13 protein-coding genes and 1 rRNA gene are annotated in these 18,877 nt (G+C 67.6%); 8 read left to right on the top strand and 6 right to left on the bottom strand.

Annotation, left to right across the window (positions count from 1 at the left end; genetic code table 11):
* The first annotated feature begins 29 nt into the window (after positions 1-29).
* Positions 30-659, top strand: a complete 630-nt coding sequence (locus ACZ3HL_RS09930; protein WP_465413205.1) for a GntR family transcriptional regulator — start codon at positions 30-32, stop codon at positions 657-659.
* A 4-nt stretch (positions 660-663) separates the two neighbouring features.
* Positions 664-1,425, top strand: coding sequence for a metallophosphoesterase (locus tag ACZ3HL_RS09925; RefSeq protein WP_465530075.1), 762 nt, complete (start codon positions 664-666; stop codon positions 1,423-1,425).
* Here ACZ3HL_RS09925 and ACZ3HL_RS09920 read toward each other — a convergent pair.
* From ACZ3HL_RS09920 to ACZ3HL_RS09895, 6 genes are all read right to left on the bottom strand, one after another.
* Positions 1,422-3,044, bottom strand: a complete 1,623-nt coding sequence (locus ACZ3HL_RS09920; protein ID WP_465530073.1) for a CocE/NonD family hydrolase — start codon at positions 3,042-3,044, stop codon at positions 1,422-1,424. The genes ACZ3HL_RS09925 and ACZ3HL_RS09920 overlap by 4 nt on opposite strands.
* A gap of 156 nt (positions 3,045-3,200) precedes the next feature.
* Positions 3,201-4,589 carry an aspartate ammonia-lyase gene (aspA, locus tag ACZ3HL_RS09915; RefSeq protein ID WP_465530071.1) on the bottom strand — a complete coding sequence of 463 codons (1,389 nt, stop codon included), beginning with the start codon at positions 4,587-4,589 and terminating at the stop codon, positions 3,201-3,203.
* A 10-nt stretch (positions 4,590-4,599) separates the two neighbouring features.
* A complete protein-coding gene (locus ACZ3HL_RS09910) occupies positions 4,600-5,553 on the bottom strand; it encodes an asparaginase (RefSeq protein WP_465530069.1) in 954 nt (317 codons plus the stop codon).
* On the bottom strand, positions 5,550-6,989 hold the full coding sequence (locus tag ACZ3HL_RS09905) for an amino acid permease (protein ID WP_465530067.1): 1,440 nt from the start codon (positions 6,987-6,989) through the stop codon (positions 5,550-5,552). Before ACZ3HL_RS09905 ends, ACZ3HL_RS09910 begins: the two co-directional genes overlap by 4 nt.
* Positions 6,990-6,993: 4 nt before the next feature.
* On the bottom strand, positions 6,994-7,665 hold the full coding sequence (locus tag ACZ3HL_RS09900) for a FadR/GntR family transcriptional regulator (RefSeq protein WP_465531030.1): 672 nt from the start codon (positions 7,663-7,665) through the stop codon (positions 6,994-6,996).
* A gap of 395 nt (positions 7,666-8,060) precedes the next feature.
* Positions 8,061-8,462 (bottom strand): nitroreductase/quinone reductase family protein, encoded by a 402-nt coding sequence (locus ACZ3HL_RS09895; protein ID WP_465530065.1) that lies wholly within the window; start codon positions 8,460-8,462, stop codon positions 8,061-8,063.
* A 131-nt stretch (positions 8,463-8,593) separates the two neighbouring features.
* On the opposite strand from ACZ3HL_RS09895, the gene ACZ3HL_RS09890 reads away from it, so the two are divergent.
* The 6 genes from ACZ3HL_RS09890 to ACZ3HL_RS09865 form a co-directional block, all read left to right on the top strand.
* Entirely contained in the window at positions 8,594-9,682 is a 1,089-nt protein-coding gene (locus tag ACZ3HL_RS09890; RefSeq protein ID WP_465530063.1) for a plasmid pRiA4b ORF-3 family protein, read from the top strand.
* 53 nt (positions 9,683-9,735) lie between these two features.
* Complete coding sequence (locus ACZ3HL_RS09885; protein ID WP_465530061.1) at positions 9,736-11,250, top strand: plasmid pRiA4b ORF-3 family protein; 1,515 nt, start codon at positions 9,736-9,738, stop codon at positions 11,248-11,250.
* Positions 11,251-11,375: 125 nt separating this feature from the next.
* Entirely contained in the window at positions 11,376-14,960 is a 3,585-nt protein-coding gene (gene dnaE, locus ACZ3HL_RS09880) for a DNA polymerase III subunit alpha (protein ID WP_465413189.1), read from the top strand.
* Complete coding sequence (locus ACZ3HL_RS09875) at positions 14,960-16,432, top strand: MFS transporter (RefSeq protein WP_465530059.1); 1,473 nt, start codon at positions 14,960-14,962, stop codon at positions 16,430-16,432. The genes dnaE and ACZ3HL_RS09875 overlap by 1 nt, the downstream gene beginning before the upstream one ends.
* Before the next feature lie 455 nt (positions 16,433-16,887).
* Positions 16,888-18,132 (top strand): low temperature requirement protein A, encoded by a 1,245-nt coding sequence (locus tag ACZ3HL_RS09870; RefSeq protein ID WP_465413185.1) that lies wholly within the window; start codon positions 16,888-16,890, stop codon positions 18,130-18,132.
* A gap of 347 nt (positions 18,133-18,479) precedes the next feature.
* Positions 18,480-18,877, top strand: a 16S ribosomal RNA gene (locus ACZ3HL_RS09865); the annotation flags it as partial.

The following is an 18,877-nucleotide window of genomic DNA, read 5'->3' as shown; positions in this document are numbered from 1 at the left end:
ACGGCTGAAGTGCATGCAATACTGCACCGATGACGAGGAACCTGCTCCGGCGCGACCTCGCGGAGGAGATCACCGCCCGCGTGCTCGACGGCCGGATCGCCGCGGACAGCCGCATCAACGAGGTGCACCTCGCCCGCGAACTGGGCGTCAGCCGGACCCCGTTGCGCGAGGCGCTGATCGGGCTGGCCGACCGCGGGCTGCTCGTCTCCGCACCGAACCGGGGTTTCCTCGTGCCGCCGTTCGATCCGGACGAGGCCCGGCAGCTGTACCCGCTCGTCGCGGAGCTCGAATCGCTCGCGTTGCGCTGGAGTTCGCCGCAGGACCTCGCCGGGCTCACCGGCGGACTGGACCGGATCACCGCCGAGATGACCGCGGAACTCGCGCGGCAGGGCGATTTGTCTACTTTGGACGACCGCTGGCACGCGCTGCTCGTCTCGCGCTGCACGAATCCGCATCTGCTGCGCCTGCTGGAGCAGACGAAGCCGTTGCTGAAACGCTATGACGCGCGTTATTTCGGTGGCGTCGAACGGTCCAGGGAGAGTATCGACGAACACCACCGGATCGCCGAGGCGATCCGCGTCTCCGACCTCGCGACGGCGGTGGACCTGCTCGTGCGGAACTGGGTGAAAACGTTGGCATATCTGGAAGACATGGGGTGACACGATGTTCGTGACGGCACATCTGAGCGACAACCATCTCGACGGCGGGGAACGCGCCGACGAACGCACCGCGCGGGTCATGCGGTACCTGGAAGGCCTGGCGACACCGGTCGACGCGATCCTGGTGACCGGCGACATCGCCGACCACGGCACCCTGGAGGAGTACCGGCGCGCGGCCGAGCTCTTCAAAGCCGAGGTCCCGCTCTTCGTCTGCCCCGGCAACCACGACAAGCGCGGCCCGTTCCGCGAAGGGCTGCTCGGCCAGGCGCCGGACGACGCCCCCGTCAACGCGGCGCACACGGTCGGCGACGTCACGTTCGTCATGGCCGATTCGAGTATCCCCGGCAAACCGGACGGGCAATTCGACGACGAGACCATGGCGTGGCTGGACGGCGTCCTCGCCGACGGGGACGGCCCCGCTTTCATCGCCTTCCATCACCCGCCGGTCGCGCTCGGGCTGCCGTTGGTGGACGCGATGCGCCAGTACGGTGAGGAAAAGCTGGCCGAGGTGCTCTCGCGTCACCCGCGCGTGGTCGCCCTGCTCTGCGGGCACGTCCACGCCGCGGCGTCGACGACGTTCGCGGGAGTGCCGCTGCGGTCGGCGCCGTCGGTGGGGTCGAGCATCCTGTTCCCGTGGGAGCGGAACGGGCTGCGGTCGTGGGGTGAAGGCGGGCCGGTCGACTACGACCTGCCGCCGTCGCTGCTGTTCCACGTGCTGCACGACGACGGCAGGCTGACCACGCACCAGCGGGTCGTGCCGGTTTAACCCTCGAACACCGGCAGCGTGATCCGGGACGGCCGCGCGGGGTCGTGGAAGATCTCGAACCGCGCGGGTTTCCCGTCCACCGCGCTGTGCACCGGCTCGCCGGTGCCGTGGTTGCGGGCGAAGCGCGGGAACGCGCCGCCCGCGACCTGCACCCGCAGGCGGTGCCCGCGCCGGAACCGGTACGCCGTCGGGTCGAGTGAGATCTCGGCGGCGACCACACCGTCCACATCGGATTCCGGCGTGCCGGGCCGAAGACGGAGGATCCCGTCGGTGACGTTGCGGGAGACACCGTGACGGTCCACATCGCACAGCCGGACGAAGACGTCGCCGTGCCCGAGGTCGGTCCGGACGTGCACGAGCGCGGAGATCTCGCCGATGACGTCGAGGTCGCGCCTCAGGACGTCACCGGTGAAGAGCAGCACGTCCGGCCGCTGTTCGACGACCTTGTTGTCCTGCTGTTTCTGCACGCCCGACAGCAGTGGGCCGCCGACGGTCGGCGTCGGATCGGCCGGGTCGAAGATGAACGTGCCCGGTTTCGCCTCGACGGGTTCCGCGGGGGAAAGCCCGCCAGGGCGAAGGAAGTACGGGGTGGGGTCGGACTCCGGCGGCCAGCTTTCGAAGTCCAGCCAGCGTCCGGAGCCCTGGAGGTACAGACGCACTGGCGACTGCCTCAGCGGCGCGCGATCACCGAGGAGGTGGGCGGAGAGGAAGCCGATCTGGTCGGTGATCAGGGTTTTCAGGCTCGCTGGCTCGCCGTGCGCCCACGGCCCGATGGTGATCCGCGGTGCGCGCCCGGCCGCGGCGAGCTCCTTGAAGTCACGCAACTGGGCGGAGATGAACAGGTCGTACCAGCCGGTCACCATGGAGACCGGGGTCGTCAGCGCGGCGACCTCGGCGCTGTGGTCCGACGGCGCCCAGAAGTCGTCGCCGGGTTCGGCGTGCGCGGAGACGTCCTGGAGGAACCGCACCTGTTCGCCGATGGCCGCGACGTCGGCGCCGGAGACCGGCAGATATGCCATGGCGCGGCGGGTCTTCTTCGTCTGCCAGGGATTCGGCAGGCCGGCGAACCGGCCTTCCTGTCGGCCGATCAGCGCCGACCACGAGACCATGTTGTCGACCGCGAGGATCCCGCCGGGATAGAACGTCGAGACGAATTCCGACGCGGTGACGCCGAGGCACAGCGCTTCGAGCGGCTCGTCGAGGTACGGGGCGACGGCCCACTGCGTGTGACCGAGATAGCTCGCGCCCGCCATCGCGACCCTGCCGTCACACCACGGCTGCTCGCGCAGCCAGGCGACGGTGGCGAGGCCGTCCTCCTTCTCCAGGTGGAACGGCCGGAACTCGCCGCCGGAACCGAAGGTCCCGCGTGTGCTCTGGACGACGGTCTGCAATCCGTGCCGCGCGAGTGTCTCGCCGAAGATCTTGCCCGTCACCCCCTTACGGCCGTACGGCGTGCGGATCAACACCACCGGACGTGGCTCGCCGGCCGGGACGGCGTAGCGATCCGCCAGCAGCCGGACGCCGTCGGGCATCGGCACGGGGATCGCCTTGGTCACCGAGGGGGCGGGTCCTTCGGCGGGCGGGAGGCCGAGGTACCGGTCGAGGAGTCGGTCGAGCACACTGGCCGCCTTTCGTGCGGAGGATCACCTTCCGCTTACGACCGTACTCGCGTGGCTCCGCACTCGCCTGAAATGAAAGCGTCCTTCACCGCGAAAGCCGCGATGAAGGACGCTTTCATGGCGCGGGGCGGACCGCCCGGTACCGCCCCGCAGGTCTCAGGAAAGCCGGGCGAGCGTCTCCGGCTTCAGCAGCTTCGCCAGCTCCTCGGCGGGCAAGAGCCCCTTCTCGACGACGAGCTCCGCCACCCCGCGTCCGGTCTCGAGCGCCTCCTTGGCGATCTCGGTCGCCGCCGCGTACCCGATCCTCGGGTTCAGCGCGGTCACCAGCCCGATCGAATTCTCGACGTAGCCCCGCATCACGTCCGCGTTCGCGGTGATCCCGGAGACACACCGCTCCGCCAGGACCAGGCACGCCGACCGCAGATGCGTGATGCTCTCGGAAAGCGAATGCAGGATCAGCGGTTCGAACGCGTTCAGCTGCAACTGCCCGGCCTCGGCCGCCATCGTGACCGCGACGTCGTTGCCGATGACCTCGAACGCGACCTGGTTGACCACCTCGGGGATGACCGGGTTGATCTTGCCGGGCATGATCGACGACCCCGCCTGCACCGGCGGCAGGTTGATCTCGTTGAGCCCCGCCCGCGGCCCGGACGAAAGCAGCCGCAGATCGTTGCAGCTCTTCGAGAGTTTCACCGCGATCCGCTTGAGCACACCGGAAAGGTGCACGAACGCGCCGCAGTCCTGCGTCGCCTCGACGAGGTCCGCGGCCGACACGACGGGCAGCCCGGTGATCTCGCGCAGCCGCGCGACGGCGGCTTCGGCGTACCCGGGCGCGGCGTTGAGGCCGGTGCCGATCGCGGTCGCGCCGAGGTTGATCTCGTGCAGCAGCGTCACCGCTTCGGTGAGCCGAAGCCGGTCTTCGCCGAGCATGACCGCGTAGGTGCCGAATTCCTGCCCCAGCGTCATCGGGACGGCGTCCTGCAGCTGTGTGCGGCCCATCTTCAGCAGATCGTGGAACTCGACGGCCTTGGCCGCGAAAGCCTGCTCCAGCACGACCATCGCTTCGGCCAGTTCGCGCACGGCGATGATCGTCGCGACGTTGACCGCGGTCGGGTACGCGTCGTTGGTCGACTGCCCGAGGTTCACGTGCTCGTTCGGGTGCACGCGGGCGTAGTCGCCCTTCTCGTGCCCGAGCAGTTCGAGCGCGCGGTTCGCGATCACCTCGTTGGCGTTCATGTTCGTCGAAGTGCCCGCACCGCCCTGGATGACGTCGACGACGAACTGGTCGTGCAGCGCGCCTTCGCGGATCTCACGGCACGCGCCGCGGATCGCGTCGGCGACGTCCGGCTCCAGCAACCCCAGCTCGGCGTTGGCGCTGGCCGCGGCCTCCTTGACCGAGGCGAGCGCCTCGATCAGATGCGGGTACGCGGAGATCGCGGTGCCGGTGATGGGGAAGTTCTCCCTGGCGCGCGCGGTGTGCACGCCCCAGTAGGCGTCGGCCGGGACTTCCTTGTCCCCCAGCAGATCGTGTTCCACGCGGTGCATCGAAGGCTCCTCAGGCGGCGAGATCGGGTTCGGCCAGCGCGCCCGTCACGCGCAGGCCGGGGGTGGGTTCCAGCACGTCAGGATCGACACCGCACAGCGCGAGCGTGGCGGCGAGCACCGGCCGCCGCGCGCGGTCGCCACCGTCGGCGATCTTGATCGCGATCGCCGTCCCGTCCGGGAACGCGGCGACCTGGACGGCTTCGAAACCGTCCTTGGCGATCAGGCCGGGCACCGCGCGCATGAGCGCGGTGACGTCGCGACGGGTACCGGCGACCAGTTCCGGATGCTTCCGGATCCCTTCGGCGACAAGGCCTTCCGGAGTTCCCGGCGCCGACGCGGCGATCTTGCCGACCGCGCGGGCGAGCCCGCGCAGCGAGACCGCGAACAGGGGAGCGCCACAGCCGTCGACGGCGACCTTCGGGATCCGCTGGTCGGTCAGGTCTTCGACGCAGTCCGCGATCGCGCGCTGCAGCGGATGACCGGCGTCCAGGTAGTCCTTTGTGGACCAGCCGTACAGGCGGCAGGTCGCGAGCATGGCGGCGTGCTTGCCGGAACAGTTGTGCGCCACTCGCGAAGCCGTCCGTCCCGAAGCGACCCACGCGTCACGCTCGACCGGGTCGAACGGCAGGTCCTCGGGCGTCAGGAGGTCTTCCGTGGTGAGGCCGGCGCCGTCGAGCGTCCTGCGCACCTCGGCGAGGTGGATCTCCTCACCGGAATGGCTGGCCGCGCCGACGGCGAACCCGGCGGGGCCCAGCTCGACGCCCAGCCGGGCCATCGCCGTGGCCTGCAAGGGTTTCGCCGCCGAACGCGGGTAGAAGGCCGCCTCGATGTCGCCCGCGGCGAACAGCACGCGGCCGTCGGGAGCGAGTACCACGGCCGAACCGTGGTGCACCCCCTCGACCATTCCGTCGCGGAGGAGGTGCACCAGCGGTTCGTGCGCGGGGACGCGGATCTCGGGGATCACAGCTTCGTCTTCTCGAAGACGTCCATGTTGATCCGCTTGCGAACCCCGAACCAGCCCGTCACCAGCGCGAGTCCGATGACCGGCAGGCAGTACAGGGTGATCCTGCCGACCTCGTCGAAGCCCATCAGCACCACGACGGCGACGAGGAAGATCAGCGTCGCGATCTCGGTGTAGGGGGAGAAGGGCAGCCGGTACGACGGACGCTCGACCTCGCCGAGCTTGGCCTTGCGCACGAAGAGCAGATGCGAAAGCACGATGATCGCCCAGGTGCCGAGGATGCCGATGGCGGCGAAGTTCAGCACGATCTCGAAGGCCTGGCTCGGCACGACGGCGTTCAGGCCGACGCCGACCACGCAGACCGCGGAGGTGAGCAGGATCCCGCCGTAGGGCACGTGGTTCTTGTTCATCACGCCGGTGAACTTCGGCGCGGATCCGGCCAGCGACATCGACCGCAGGATGCGGCCGGTGGAGTAGAGACCCGAGTTGAGGCTGGACAGGGCCGCCGTCAGCACCACCAGGTTCATGACGTTGCCCGCCTGCGGCACCCCGATATGCGAGAGCACGGTGACGAACGGGCTTTCCTGCTTCGAGTAGGCGTCCCACGGCATCAGCATCGCCAGCAGGATCACCGAGCCGACGTAGAAGATCCCGATCCGCCACATGATCGAGTTGATCGCCTTGGGCATGATCTTGCGCGGGTTCTCCGTCTCGCCCGCGGCGACGCCGACCAGTTCGACCGAGGCGTAGGCGAACACGACACCCTGGACGATCAGCACCATCGGCAGCACCCCGGCCGGGAAGATCCCGCCGTGGTCGGAGATCAGCGAGAAGCCCGGCGTGGTGCCGTCGATCGGCTGCTGCGTGACCAGCAGGAAGATCCCGATCCCCATGAAGGCCACCAGCGCGGCGACCTTGATGATGGCGAACCAGAACTCCATCTCGCCGAACAGTTTCACCGAAACCATGTTCAGCGCCAGCACCACCGCGAGCGCGATCAGCGCCAGCACCCATTGCGGGATCGGGGTGAAGAACGACCAGAAATGCGCGTACAGCGCGATCGCGGTGATATCCGCGATACCGGTCGTCGACCAGTTCAGGAAGTGCATCCAGCCCGCGACGAAAGCGCCCTTCTCACCCATGAATTCCCGGGCGTAGGAGACGAAGGCGCCGGAGGAGGGGCGGTACAGGATGAGTTCGCCGAGCGAGCGCACCACGAAGAACGCGAAGAGACCGCAGACCGCGTACACGATCGCAAGGGCCGGGCCCGCCTGCGCGAGCCTGCCGCCCGCGCCGAGGAACAGGCCGGTCCCGATGGCGCCGCCGATCGCGATCATGTTGACGTGGCGGGGTTTCAGCGCCTTGTCGTAGCCGGCGTCACCGGCGTCGGCCGGCACCGGCGCGGCTTTGCCGTCCGCGCTGAGGGTCTGTTCGGTCACGGTGTCAGTCGTCCTTGTTCTGGTGCGTCGTGAGGCTCGGCCGCACGATGGTGGTCAGCGCGTCCTCGACGTGCTCGAGATGGGAGGTCATCGCCGCGATGGCGTCCGCTTCGGAACCGGAGGCGATGGCGGTGACGATCTCACGGTGCTCGGTGTTCGAGCGGGTCCGACGGTCCCCCAATTGGTTGAGAAAGGACGACTGGCGGGCCAGCGCGTCCCGGATCTCTTCGATGACCTTGCCGAACACCGGATTGCCCGAGGCCTGGGCGATGGTGATGTGGAAGAGGGAGTCCAGCGCCACCCACGCGGTGTTGTCGGTTTCGACGTCCATCCGCTCGACGAGGTGACCGAGGAGGTCCAGGTCGTCGGTGCTGCGGCGCAAGGCCGCGTAACCGGCGACGGGGATCTCGACATGCCGCCGCACCTCGAACAGGTCGCGGGCCGAGTAGGTCCCGAAGGTGGGGTTCTCGACCGGACCGGTGGCGGTCACGAAGGTCCCTTTGCCCGTTTTGGACACGGTGAGCCCGAGTGCCTGCAGTCCCCGCAACGCTTCGCGGACGACCGATCGGCTGACCTCGAACTCCTTGCCGAGCGCGGATTCCGACGGCAGTTTCCCGCCGACGGGGTACTCGCCGCGCTCGATGGCACCGCGGAGGTGGGCCAGAACGGCCTCCATCGCGCTGACGCGTCGTGGACCACCGTGTCCGGCTGTCTGGCTGTCAGACAGGTTCATGGGACGAGATCGTGCGGTCGGCCCGATGCCTTTGTCAAGAGATCAGCCGAGCGCTTCGATCCGGTCTGCGAGCCCCGTGTCGATGGGGTATCCGCACGAGAATGGGAACCCGGGCTGGGCACTTTCGCGGACGCGGAGTTCCGTGGTGGCACCGGATTCCCGCGCGGAGGTGGCCAGCGTCACAACCTCCTCGGCTTCCGGTCCGTGAAGGCCTGGAGGTCTGAAGCCGGTGTCGCGAAAGCCACTTTCGCAACCTTCAACGTTGCGAAAGTGGCTTTCGCAACCCGGCCAAGCCCAGCACCCAGCACCCGAATCGCCACTCACGACCACCGTGAGCGTCACACCCGCTTGAGCGCGATCACCGGGAACGGCCGCGTGGTCTTCGACTGATGCTCCGCCAACCGCGGGAACGCCTTCGCCTGCTTCGCGAACAGACGGTCCCGAGCCGCTCCGGTGACCTCGATCGCGTGGGCGGCAAAGGCCTCTCCGTCCGCTTCGACGTCGACGGACGGCTCCGCGACCAGGTTGCGGTACCAGTCCGGATGCCCGGGCGCGCCCCCGTTGGCGGCGAAGACGATGTAGCGGTCGTCGTCGGCCAGGAACAGCATCGGCGTCACGTGCCGTCGCCCGGTGCGGGCGCCGGTGGTGGTGAGCAGCAAGGTCGGGAGACCGTCGCCGTGGCGGCCGTTCGCGCGGAACTCCGCGATCACGCGCTCGTTCATGGCCTGCAGGTCGATCATCAACTCTCCGGGCGTTCGGTTGATCTTGGCGGCTGGTCAGTCTGCACATCCATGCCCAGGTCGGCAAGCATTTTCCGATCGTCGCTGCTCATGACGCCGAAACTGTCGGTGCCGATGGCGATACTGCTCCCGTGTCCCCCGTCAGCCGCGGCCGCAAGCCCGCCAAACGACCGAAGCACCAGCGCTCCCACCGGACGCGTCCGCCCTTGGACGTGACCAGGGTGGAGCGCTGGCCGAAGCTGCTCCACGGACCGATCGGGCTTTCGGGCTGCGTCGTCCAAGGCCAGGTCGATCAGGATCTGGTGGTCCTGGCCGCGACGCTGACCGCCGGCAAACGCTCGGTGGGCGTCGAGGTGGTGGTGAACGGTCGCGAGGTCGACGTGATCGAGCTCCACCCTGTCCCCGAGGACGCACTGGCGGTTCTTCGCAACGGCGGCTTCGAGGTGGTCGAGGCACCGCTGACCCCCGACGAGTTCCGGAGCCAGGTCGAAACGGCCTTGATCGCCAGTGCGGACAGCGCCGCCTGGATCCGGGAGCGGATCCCCGATCTCTTGAAGTTGGGGAGAGATCCGAGGCCCGACCTGCCCGAGCGCGCGGCCCAGCTACGCCGGTGGCTCGGTCTTCCCGACTACGAGCCGCTGCCGCGCATACCGTCGGCCGAACCACTGCCCCTCGTCCTGCCCCCGGCCGCGCCGGTCACCGGACTCCGGCTGGCGGTCGCCCTGGCCGAGCCGGACGACGCGATCTGGCGACGGCTCGAAGTCCGCTCCGACGTCACCCTCGCCGGACTGCACCGGATCCTCGCGGCCGCGTTCGACCGTGACGAACGGGAGTATCACCGGTTCGAGACCGCGTACGGCGGCTTCAGCGTCGACGCGCAGAGCGGTGAGGGCGACCGCTTCGACGACGAAGTGACACTCGGCCAGGTCGTCAGCTCGCCAGGCCATCGGCTCCTCTACGAGGCGGAGCGCTGGAGGCATTGGATTCGCGTCGAGCAGCTGGTCGGCCTCCCCGAAGCACCGAGCTGCCTCGACGGCGAACGCGCCGCGCCGCCGCCGGAATGTGAAGACGAGCGGAGCTACGAGATGTTGCTGGAGGCACGGCGTGATCCGTACGACGAAGAGAACGAGGAGCTGCTCGAAGAGCTCGGCGGCTTCGGGTTCGATCCGGAGTGGTTCGACAGGGAGGTGGTCAACGAGCGGCTGGCCCGGCTGAGCTGACCGGTGGCGGTCCCCGGATGTGCCGTGCGGCACAGCTGCGGGAGACTGTGCGCATGAGTCCGGCAAGCCGTGGGCGTAAATCGAACAAGAGCGGGAAAACGGCCAAGAACGGTCAGTCCGCGCTGTTCGCGGTGGAGAGCGAGCCTGAGGAGTGTGCTTGCCCGTCGTGTGTCGGCGAGGACGCCGGCCCCGCCGCTATGGCAGCCGATCTGGTCGCTCGCGGCGAAGCCCTGTCGAGCGAGAAGGATCCGCTCGACGCGGAGCTCACCGGAGCTCTGTTCGTCTCAGCGGTCGCGGTGGCGACGGAAGGCTCCGGGAACTTCTTGCTCGACGAGCTGGTCCCGGGACTCGAAGAGACCGGCGCCCCTGGAGCGTTGGCGATGCTGCGCGCGATCGCGTCGGTCGCCGGTGAAGACACCGAGGCGATCACCGAGGCAGGCGACAGGCTCGCCGCGGCCGGGGTTGCCGAGCCGGGTTGGGCCGCCGCGTTGCTTGAGCCAGTCCAGGTGGCGGGCCTCCGGTCGTTCACCGAACCGGATGACGTCGCCGAGTTCCTGGTCTGCACCTGCCACCGCGCAGGAAGGTCGTACGCGTTCATGGTGACCGTCGACAACCTCGATTGTGGCGCCGCCGCGATGATTCACCTGCTCGAGGTCGACCGTCTGCCCGAGGCAAAGGAGATGATCCTCAAAGGAGGCTTTCTCCAAGGGATCGTCTACTCCGAGCAGGAGCTCGATCCGGCGGAATTCCGCTGGCGGGCCGAGAAGGCACTGGACGCGCGGGCGGTGCACGACGAGGACCTGACGCCGGAACAGCTCGCCGCGAACGAGCCCGACGACGAAGAGTCGCTTCCCTACCACCTCCTGGCGACCCTGCTCCGTACCCGGCTCGCGGCCTTGCCGGTGTCCGACAAGCCCAAGCCGTCGCACGAGGACGAGTACGACTTCGACGGCTCCGAAGATTTCGTCATGTTCACCGCGCCGGACCTGCCCGCGAAACGCGGTATGGCCGATGGCCCGGCACCCATCTATCAGCTCAAGGTGGGGCTACGCGGCGCGAAGCCTCCGATCTGGCGGCGGCTCGAAGTGCCCGCGGACTTCAGTCTCGCGGAAGTGCACGACGTGATCCAGGTCGCTTTCGGATGGGACAACAGCCACCTGCACGTGTTCTCGACCGACTACGGCGACTACGGGATCGAGGACGTCGACAGCGATGATCTCCCGGATTCCGAGGTCACCCTGGAACAGGTGCTGACCGGCGTCGGAGGCAAGCTCCCGTACACGTACGACTTCGGCGATAGTTGGGACCACGAGATCCTCGTCGAGAAGGTGCTCGACAGGGAGCCAGGTACGTCCTACCCGCGCTGCACGGGGGGACGCCGCGCCGCGCCGCCCGAGGACTGCGGCGGAATCCACGGCTATGCCGACCTGATCGAGATCCTGGCCGACCCGGCGCATCCGGACCACGAAGACCGGCTGGACTGGCTCGGTCTCGACGACAGCTCGGCGTTCGACCCGGCGGCGTTCGACGTCAAAGCGGTGACCGATGCGCTCCACCACCTCGGCTGAGAGCGCCCTATCAAAAGACGCCGGAGACACACCCCCTGGTAGGGGCGGCGGGCGATTCCTGCCGGGGTTAGGGTGGGGTGCCTCGGGCGCTTCGCGTCCCGTCTGCCTAGGGGAGGTTTTCGCTGGTGTCGAACGATTCCTTCGTCCACCTGCATGTGCACACCGAGTACTCGATGCTCGACGGTGCGGCGAAGATCGCCCCCTTGTTCAAGGAGGCGGCGCGCCTGGGCATGCCCGCGGTCGGGATGACCGACCACGGCAACATGTACGGCGCGGACGAGTTCTACCAGCAGGCGGTCAAACACGAGCTCAAGCCGATCATCGGCATCGAGGCCTACGTCGCGCCGGAGAGCCGGTTCCACAAGAAGCCGGTCTTCTGGGGCCAGTCGAACCAGCGCGGCGCCGACGAGTTCGGTGAGGGCGGTGACGTCTCCGGTGGTGGTGCCTACACCCACATGACGATGCTCGCCGAGAACTCCACCGGCCTGCGCAACCTGTTCAAGCTCTCGTCGCTCGCGAGCATGCAGGGCTACTACCGCAAGCCCCGGATGGACCGCGAACTGATCGCGGAGAACCACCACGGCATCATCGCGACCACCGGCTGCCCCTCGGGCGAGGTGCAGACGCGGCTGCGGCTGGGGCAGCGCACCGAGGCGATCCAGGCCGCGTCGGACTACAAGGACATCTTCGGCGCCGACAACTTCTTCCTCGAGCTGATGGACCACGGGCTGCCGATCGAGCGCTCGGTCCGCGAAGGCCTGCTCGAGATCGGCAAGCTGCTCGACCTCAAGCCGCTCGCCACCAACGACTCGCACTACGTCACCAAGGACCAGGCCGACACCCACTCCGCGCTGCTGTGCGTGCAGGCGGGCAAGACGCTGAACGACCCGAACCGGTTCAAGTTCGACGGCGACGGCTACTACCTGAAGTCGGCCGCCGACATGCGCGAGTACTGGGACAAGGAGGTCCCCGGCGCCGCCGACTCGACGCTGCTGATCGCCGAGCGCGTCGAGTCCTACAAGGACGTGTACACGCACAAGGACCGGCTGCCGTTCTTCGAGGTCCCCGAGGGCTACGACCAGGGCACCTGGCTGCGGGAAGAGGTCGCGCGCGGTCTCAAGTGGCGGTACCCGGACGGCGTCCCGGACCCGTACTACAACGAGCGCATCGAGATCGAGCTCGACGTCATCATCGGGAAGGGCTTCCCCGCCTACTTCCTCATCGTCGCCGACCTCATCAACTACGCCCGTAAGGTCGGTATCCGCGTCGGCCCCGGCCGTGGTTCCGCCGCCGGCTCGCTGGTCGCGTACGTCCTCGGTATCACCAACCTGGACCCGATCCCGCAGAAGCTGCTGTTCGAGCGGTTCCTGAACCCCGAGCGCGTCTCGATGCCCGATATCGACATCGACTTCGACGACCGCCGTCGCGGCGAGATGATCCGCTACGCCACCGACAAGTACGGCGTCGACAAGGTCGCGCAGGTCATCACCTTCGGCACCATTAAGACGAAGGCGGCCATCAAGGACTCCGCCCGCGTCCACTTCGGCCAGCCGGGGTATGCGATCGCGGACCGGATTTCGAAGGCCCTCCCGCCGCCGATCATGGCGAAGGACATCCCACTTTCGGGCATCGTCGACTCGAAGCACGAGCGCTACGGCGAAGCGGCCGAAGTCCGCGCCCTCGTCGAGACCGACGAGGAGTGCAAGACGATCTTCGAGACCGCGCGTGGTCTCGAAGGCCTGATCCGCAACGCCGGCGTCCACGCCTGCGCGGTCATCATGTCCTGCGACCCGCTGACCGACGCCATCCCGCTGTGGCAGCGCGACGACGGTTCGATCATCACGGGCTGGGACTACCCGTCGTGCGAGGCCATCGGCCTGCTGAAGATGGACTTCCTCGGCCTCCGGAACCTCACCGTCATCGGCGACGCGATCGACAACATCAAGACCAACCGCGGGATCGACATCGACCTCGACACCCTCGGCGTCGACGACAAGGCGACCTACGAACTGCTGTCCCGCGGCGACACGCTCGGCGTGTTCCAGCTGGACGGCGGGCCGATGCGTGACCTGCTGCGCCGCATGCAGCCGACCCAGTTCGACGACATCGTGGCGGTGGGCGCGCTGTACCGCCCCGGCCCGATGGGCATGAACGCGCACAACGACTACGCCGACCGCAAGAACGGGCGGCAGAAGGTCAAGCCGATCCACCCCGAGCTCGACGAGCCCCTGAAGGAGATCCTGGCCGACACCTACGGCCTGATCGTCTATCAGGAGCAGATCATGCACATCGGCCAGAAGGTGGCCGGGTACTCGATGGGCCGCGCGGACGTGCTCCGCCGCGCGATGGGTAAGAAGAAGCAGGAAGTCCTCGAGAAGGAGTTCGAGGGCTTCGAGGCCGGGATGAAGTCGAGCGATCTGCTCCCCGGCGGCTTCTCGTCCGAGTCGATCAAGGCGCTGTGGGACACGATCCTCCCGTTCGCCGGCTACGCGTTCAACAAGAGCCACGCGGCCGCGTACGGCCTGATCTCGTACTGGACCGCGTACCTCAAGGCGAACTTCACGCCGGAGTACATGGCCGCGCTGCTCACCTCGGTCGGTGACAACAAGGACAAGTCCGCGGTCTACCTCTCGGAATGCCGCCGCCTCGGGATCAAGGTGCTCCCGCCGGACGTCAACGAGTCGGCGCTGAGGTTCGCGGCCGTCGGGGAGGACATCCGCTTCGGCATGGGTGCCGTCCGCAACGTCGGCGCGAACGTCGTCGAGTCGATCATCAAGACCCGCGAGGAGAAGGGGAAGTACTCCTCCTTCACCGATTTCCTCGACAAGTCCGAGCTGGTGGCCTGCAACAAGCGGGTCATCGAATCGCTGATCAAGGCGGGCGGGTTCGACTCGCTCGGCAACACGCGGCTCTCGATGATCCAGGTGCACGAGGACGCGGTCGAGGCCGTAGTCCCGCTCAAACGCCAGGAGGCGATGGGTCAGTTCGACCTCTTCGGCTTCGGCGGGGAAGACGACGCCGAAGCCGCGGTGTCCTCTTCGCCGCTCGCGCATCTGAAGTTCGGGGAAGAGGAGTACCCGCGCAAGCAACTCCTGGCCTACGAACGGGAGATGCTCGGCCTCTACGTCTCGGCACATCCGCTGGACGGCGCCGAACGCATCCTGCGCAAACACGCGCCGCGGCCGATCGCCGCGATCCTCGCCGACCCGCCGAAGGAAGGCGAGCTGGTCGTCTCCGGGCTGATCACGTCGCTGGAACGCCGGGTCAACAAGAAGGGCGAGCCCTGGGCGATCTGCACCATCGAGGACATGGACGCCTCGCTCGAGGTGCTGTACTTCCCGAAGTCCTACGCCATGTTCTCCGCCGACCTCATCGAGGACAACGCGGTGCTGGTGAAGGGCCGGGTGAACTGGCGCGAGGACAAGATGTCCATCTTCGGCGGCGGGCTCGTGCCGCTCGACCTGTCCGAGGTCGGCAACGGCGACGACGATCTGCCGCTGGTCCTGCTGGCCGCGGCGGAGAAGATCGACCAGTCGGTGGTCAGCGAACTGAAGCAGACCCTGCTGGCGCACAAGGGCGAGACCCCGGTGCACCTCAAGCTGGTCGGCAAGAACCAGACGGTCTTCGCGCTCTACGACTATCCGGTCAAGGTGACGTCGATGCTGATCGGTGAGCTCAAGGGCATCCCCGGGATCGCCGCCAGCACCTGATGAACACCTCCGAACCCGACCCCCGGCGCTGGAAGGCGCTCGCCGTCTCCCTCGCCGCCGGGTTCATGGGCCTGCTCGACGTCAGCATCGTCAACACGGCGCTGCCCTCGATCCAGCGGGACCTCGGCGCGTCGAGCGGTGGGATCCAGTGGGTGGTTTCGGGCTACGCGCTGGCTTTCGGGCTGGTGCTGGTGACCGGCGGCAGGCTCGGTGACGCGCTCGGCCGCCGCCGCATGTTCCTGTTCGCGCTCGCCGCGTTCGTACTGACCAGCGCGTTCGCCGGCGCGGCGCCGGACGAGACGACGCTGATCATCGCGCGGCTCCTGCAGGGCTTCGCGTCGGGAATGATGACGCCGCAGAACAGCGGGATGATCCAGGACCTGTTCCGCGGCGCGGAACGAGGCCGTGCGTTCGGCATGTTCGGTGCCACCGTCGGGATCTCGACCGCCGTCGGGCCGGTGCTCGGCGGCGTGATCCTCGCCGTCTTCGGGGATCCGGAAGGCTGGCGCTGGGTCTTCTACGTGAACGTGCCCATCGGGATCCTGGCGTTCGCGCTGGCGCTGAGATGGCTGCCGAAGGCGGAGGCTCCGGCGAGAAGCCTGCGGGGCGAGATCGACTTCGTCGGCATCATGCTGCTGGGGGTCGCCGTCCTCGGGGTCCTGCTCCCGTTGATCGAATCCGAACAGGGCGGGCTCAGCAGCCTGTGGTGGCTGTTCCTCGTCGCGGTGGTCTTCGGTTTCGCCTTCGTACGCTGGGAACGCTCGATGGTGCGGCGCGGCCGCCCACCGCTGCTGGACACCCGGCTGTTCACCGGAACCCCGGGCTACGCGACGGGCGCGGCCGTCGGCGCGCTGTACTTCAGCGGGTTCACCGGGATGTGGCTGGTCTTCGCCATCTTCTTCCAGCAGGGCCTCGGCTACACACCACTGCAATCCGGGCTCGCCGTCACCTCCTTCGCCCTCGGCTCGGCCGTGTCGGCGGCGATCGCGGGACGGCTGGTGCCGAAGTGGGGTCGCAAGCTCACCGTCACCGGGCTGGTCATGGTGATCGCCGGGATGATCACGGTCGCCGTCCTCGCCGGTCAGGACCCAGGTGCCGCGGCGGGCTGGTGGTTCGCGCTGCCGTTGCTGGTGGCCGGGGTCGGTGGCGGCATGGTGATCTCGCCCAACACCACGTTGACGCTGGAATGCGTCCCGACGTCGATGGCCGGTGTGGCGGGGGGAGCGTTGCAGACCGGGCAACGGATCGGCACCGCGATCGGCACCGTCGTCCTGGCCTCGGTCTTCCACGCGGTACTAGGTGCGAACGGCGGCTATCCGTCGGCGCTGACCGCCGCGATGCTGTGCGCCGCCGTGTTGACGAGCACGGCGCTTTTACTCGCCGTGATCGAACTCCGTGCACGCCGGAAGCGGCGAGTGCTCACTGAGCGGGAGGAAGCCGAGCGGGCTGCCGCCGACAGTCAACGCACCTGAGTCTTCCGCGCGGGCGATGACTACTTTCGGCAAGACCGAATGCTCCATCCGAGTGACTGAGGTCGTCATCCTCTGGTGCTACTCAGAGCAACCGGGTACACCTAACGGAGCCTTCACCGCTGTGACTTGGCTACCGACAGTGGTATTTCTGTCGATCGATCGGGGATGGATCGATCGGCGGGAGCGATCGTGGTGAGTCCGGAGTTCTCTGGAATGGACACCCGCGGTCACGAGCCGGTGGACAGTCGTCGGCGTCCGCGGGGGACCGTTCGGCGGCGGCCGGCTCGACACCGCTGGCGAGCCGAGTACCGGTGAGGCATTCGCGCGGGTGGGTTCGCGCGGGGTCGCCTGGGGAGGTGCACCCGGCCCGGACCCACCCGCCGCGCGTTTCTCCGAGTGTGTGAACCGCCTTCGGCTGCGAAGATCTCCGCAGATCGACAAGGCGAGGAGCACTGATGGCGGAGAGTTCTGGGCGGCGGAATCGGCTGAGGGTCTGGTACCGGCCGATGACGATGCGCGATTCCGGCGAAGGCCACCGGGTCGCGACCCCGTTGGAGCTGTTGTTCGACCTGTGTTTCGTGGTCGCCGTCGCGCAGGCCGCCGCCGGCCTGCACCACGCGATCGCCGAGAACCACATCGGGCACGGAGTGCTCAGCTTCGGGATGGTGTTCTTCGCGATCTGGTGGGGCTGGCTGAACTTCAGCTGGTTCGCGTCGTCGTTCGACACCGACGACGTCCCGTACCGGCTGGTGACGCTGGTGCAGATCGCGGGCGGGCTGACCGTCGCCGCCGGTGTCTCGTCGGCGTTCGAAGGCGACTTCGCGATCGTGGTCGCCGGCTACGTCCTGATGCGGCTCGCGATGGTCGTGCAGTGGCTGCGCGCCGCGCGGACCGATCCGCACTGCCGCCCGGCCGCGTTGCGCTACGCCGCCGGCATCACGATCGTCCAGATCCTGTGGGTCGTCCGCCTCGGTCTGCCGGAGTCGCTGGCGCTGCCTTCGTTCTTCCTGCTCCTGATCGCGGAACTCGCGGTCCCGGTGATCGCCGAACGCAAGCGCTGGACGGGCTGGCACCCGCACCACATCGCCGAACGCTACGGCCTGTTCACGATCATCGTGCTGGGTGAATCCATCCTCGGCGCGACCACCGCGGTCAAGGAAGGGCTGGACGAGGGCAAGCACACCGCCAGCCTGATCTCACTCGCCGCGGCGGGGCTCGTGCTGGTCTTTTCGTTGTGGTGGCTGTACTTCGACCAGCCGGGTCACGCCCGGCTCGAGAAGGCGAAGAGCCTGGTCACCGTCGCGAGCTGGGGCTACGGGCACTACCTGATCTTCGCCTCGGCGGCCGCGCTCGGTGCCGGTCTCGAAGTCGCGGTCGACTACGACACCCACACCGGCCACGTCGCGTCCCTGCCCGCCGCCATGGCGACGACCGTGCCCGTCGCGATCTATCTGCTCAGCGTCTGGCTGATGCACATCGGTCCCACCAACGAATGCCGTCCGATCGCGATCGGTTTCCCGGTGACCGCGGTGCTCGTGCTCGCCGCGTCGTTCACGCCGGCGCCCATCCACATCACCGCGGGGCTCGCCGCCGCCCTCGTCGTCCTGACGGTCGTCGCCACCCATGGCGAGCCGGTTCCGGGGGAGGGCCCGATCGATGCAGGTCAGAGCCCCGGCGCGAAAAAAGGGACCCCCCTGTAAACGCCGGTTTCGGGCCGTGTAATGTTCTCTTCGTCGCCAGGGAAACCGAGCGGCCGCCGGGAACACGAACCAAGCTCCCACCGGATGGTGGTAGAGTGGGTGGTCCCGAACCGGAGAGGTAACTCTACCCCCGCTGAAACGGCAGTTTCGAGCAGGTGCTAGGGTGTGCTCCGGACAAAAGCCAAGAAATAACTGCTTCGGATAAGGCCGTGTAGTGCGGTGCGATCTGGGGTGTGTTGCTTGAGAACTCAACAGTGTGCTAGTGAACTAAGCCAGTAGAGCTTATGTATTTGAACCTCGTTTGAGGTTCCTTTGAGAGCATTAAATTGCCTCGATTGAATTCGACATTGTTGGAGAGTTTGATCCTGGCTCAGGACGAACGCTGGCGGCGTGCTTAACACATGCAAGTCGAACGATGAAGCCTTTCGGGGTGGATTAGTGGCGAACGGGTGAGTAACACGTGGGCAATCTGCCCTGTACTTTGGGATAAGCCTGGGAAACTGGGTCTAATACCGGATATCACCTTCCCTCGCATGGGGGTTGGTTGAAAGTTCTGGCGGTACAGGATGAGCCCGCGGCCTATCAGCTTGTTGGTGGGGTAATGGCCTACCAAGGCGACGACGGGTAGCCGGCCTGAGAGGGTGACCGGTCACACTGGGACTGAGACACGGCCCAGACTCCTACGGGAGGCAGCAGTGGGGAATATTGCACAATGGGCGCAAGCCTGATGCAGCGACGCCGCGTG

This window comes from Amycolatopsis sp. NPDC000009 (assembly GCF_055563465.1).
Note: the sequence above shows the minus strand (reverse complement) of the source record. Positions and strands in the feature narration are given on the sequence as shown.

Bases quoted from the DNA above. Each gene is read 5' to 3' on its own strand.
- ACZ3HL_RS09930 (WP_465413205.1), top strand. From the start codon at position 30: ATGACGAGGAACCTGCTCCGGCGCGACCTCGCGGAGGAGATCACCGCC.
- ACZ3HL_RS09925 (WP_465530075.1), top strand. From the start codon at position 664: ATGTTCGTGACGGCACATCTGAGCGACAACCATCTCGACGGCGGGGAA.
- aspA (WP_465530071.1), bottom strand. From the start codon at position 4,589: ATGCACCGCGTGGAACACGATCTGCTGGGGGACAAGGAAGTCCCGGCC.
- ACZ3HL_RS09900 (WP_465531030.1), bottom strand. From the start codon at position 7,665: ATGGAGGCCGTTCTGGCCCACCTCCGCGGTGCCATCGAGCGCGGCGAG.
- ACZ3HL_RS09895 (WP_465530065.1), bottom strand. From the start codon at position 8,462: ATGATCGACCTGCAGGCCATGAACGAGCGCGTGATCGCGGAGTTCCGC.
- ACZ3HL_RS09885 (WP_465530061.1), top strand. From the start codon at position 9,736: ATGAGTCCGGCAAGCCGTGGGCGTAAATCGAACAAGAGCGGGAAAACG.
- ACZ3HL_RS09875 (WP_465530059.1), top strand. From the start codon at position 14,960: ATGAACACCTCCGAACCCGACCCCCGGCGCTGGAAGGCGCTCGCCGTC.
- ACZ3HL_RS09870 (WP_465413185.1), top strand. From the start codon at position 16,888: ATGGCGGAGAGTTCTGGGCGGCGGAATCGGCTGAGGGTCTGGTACCGG.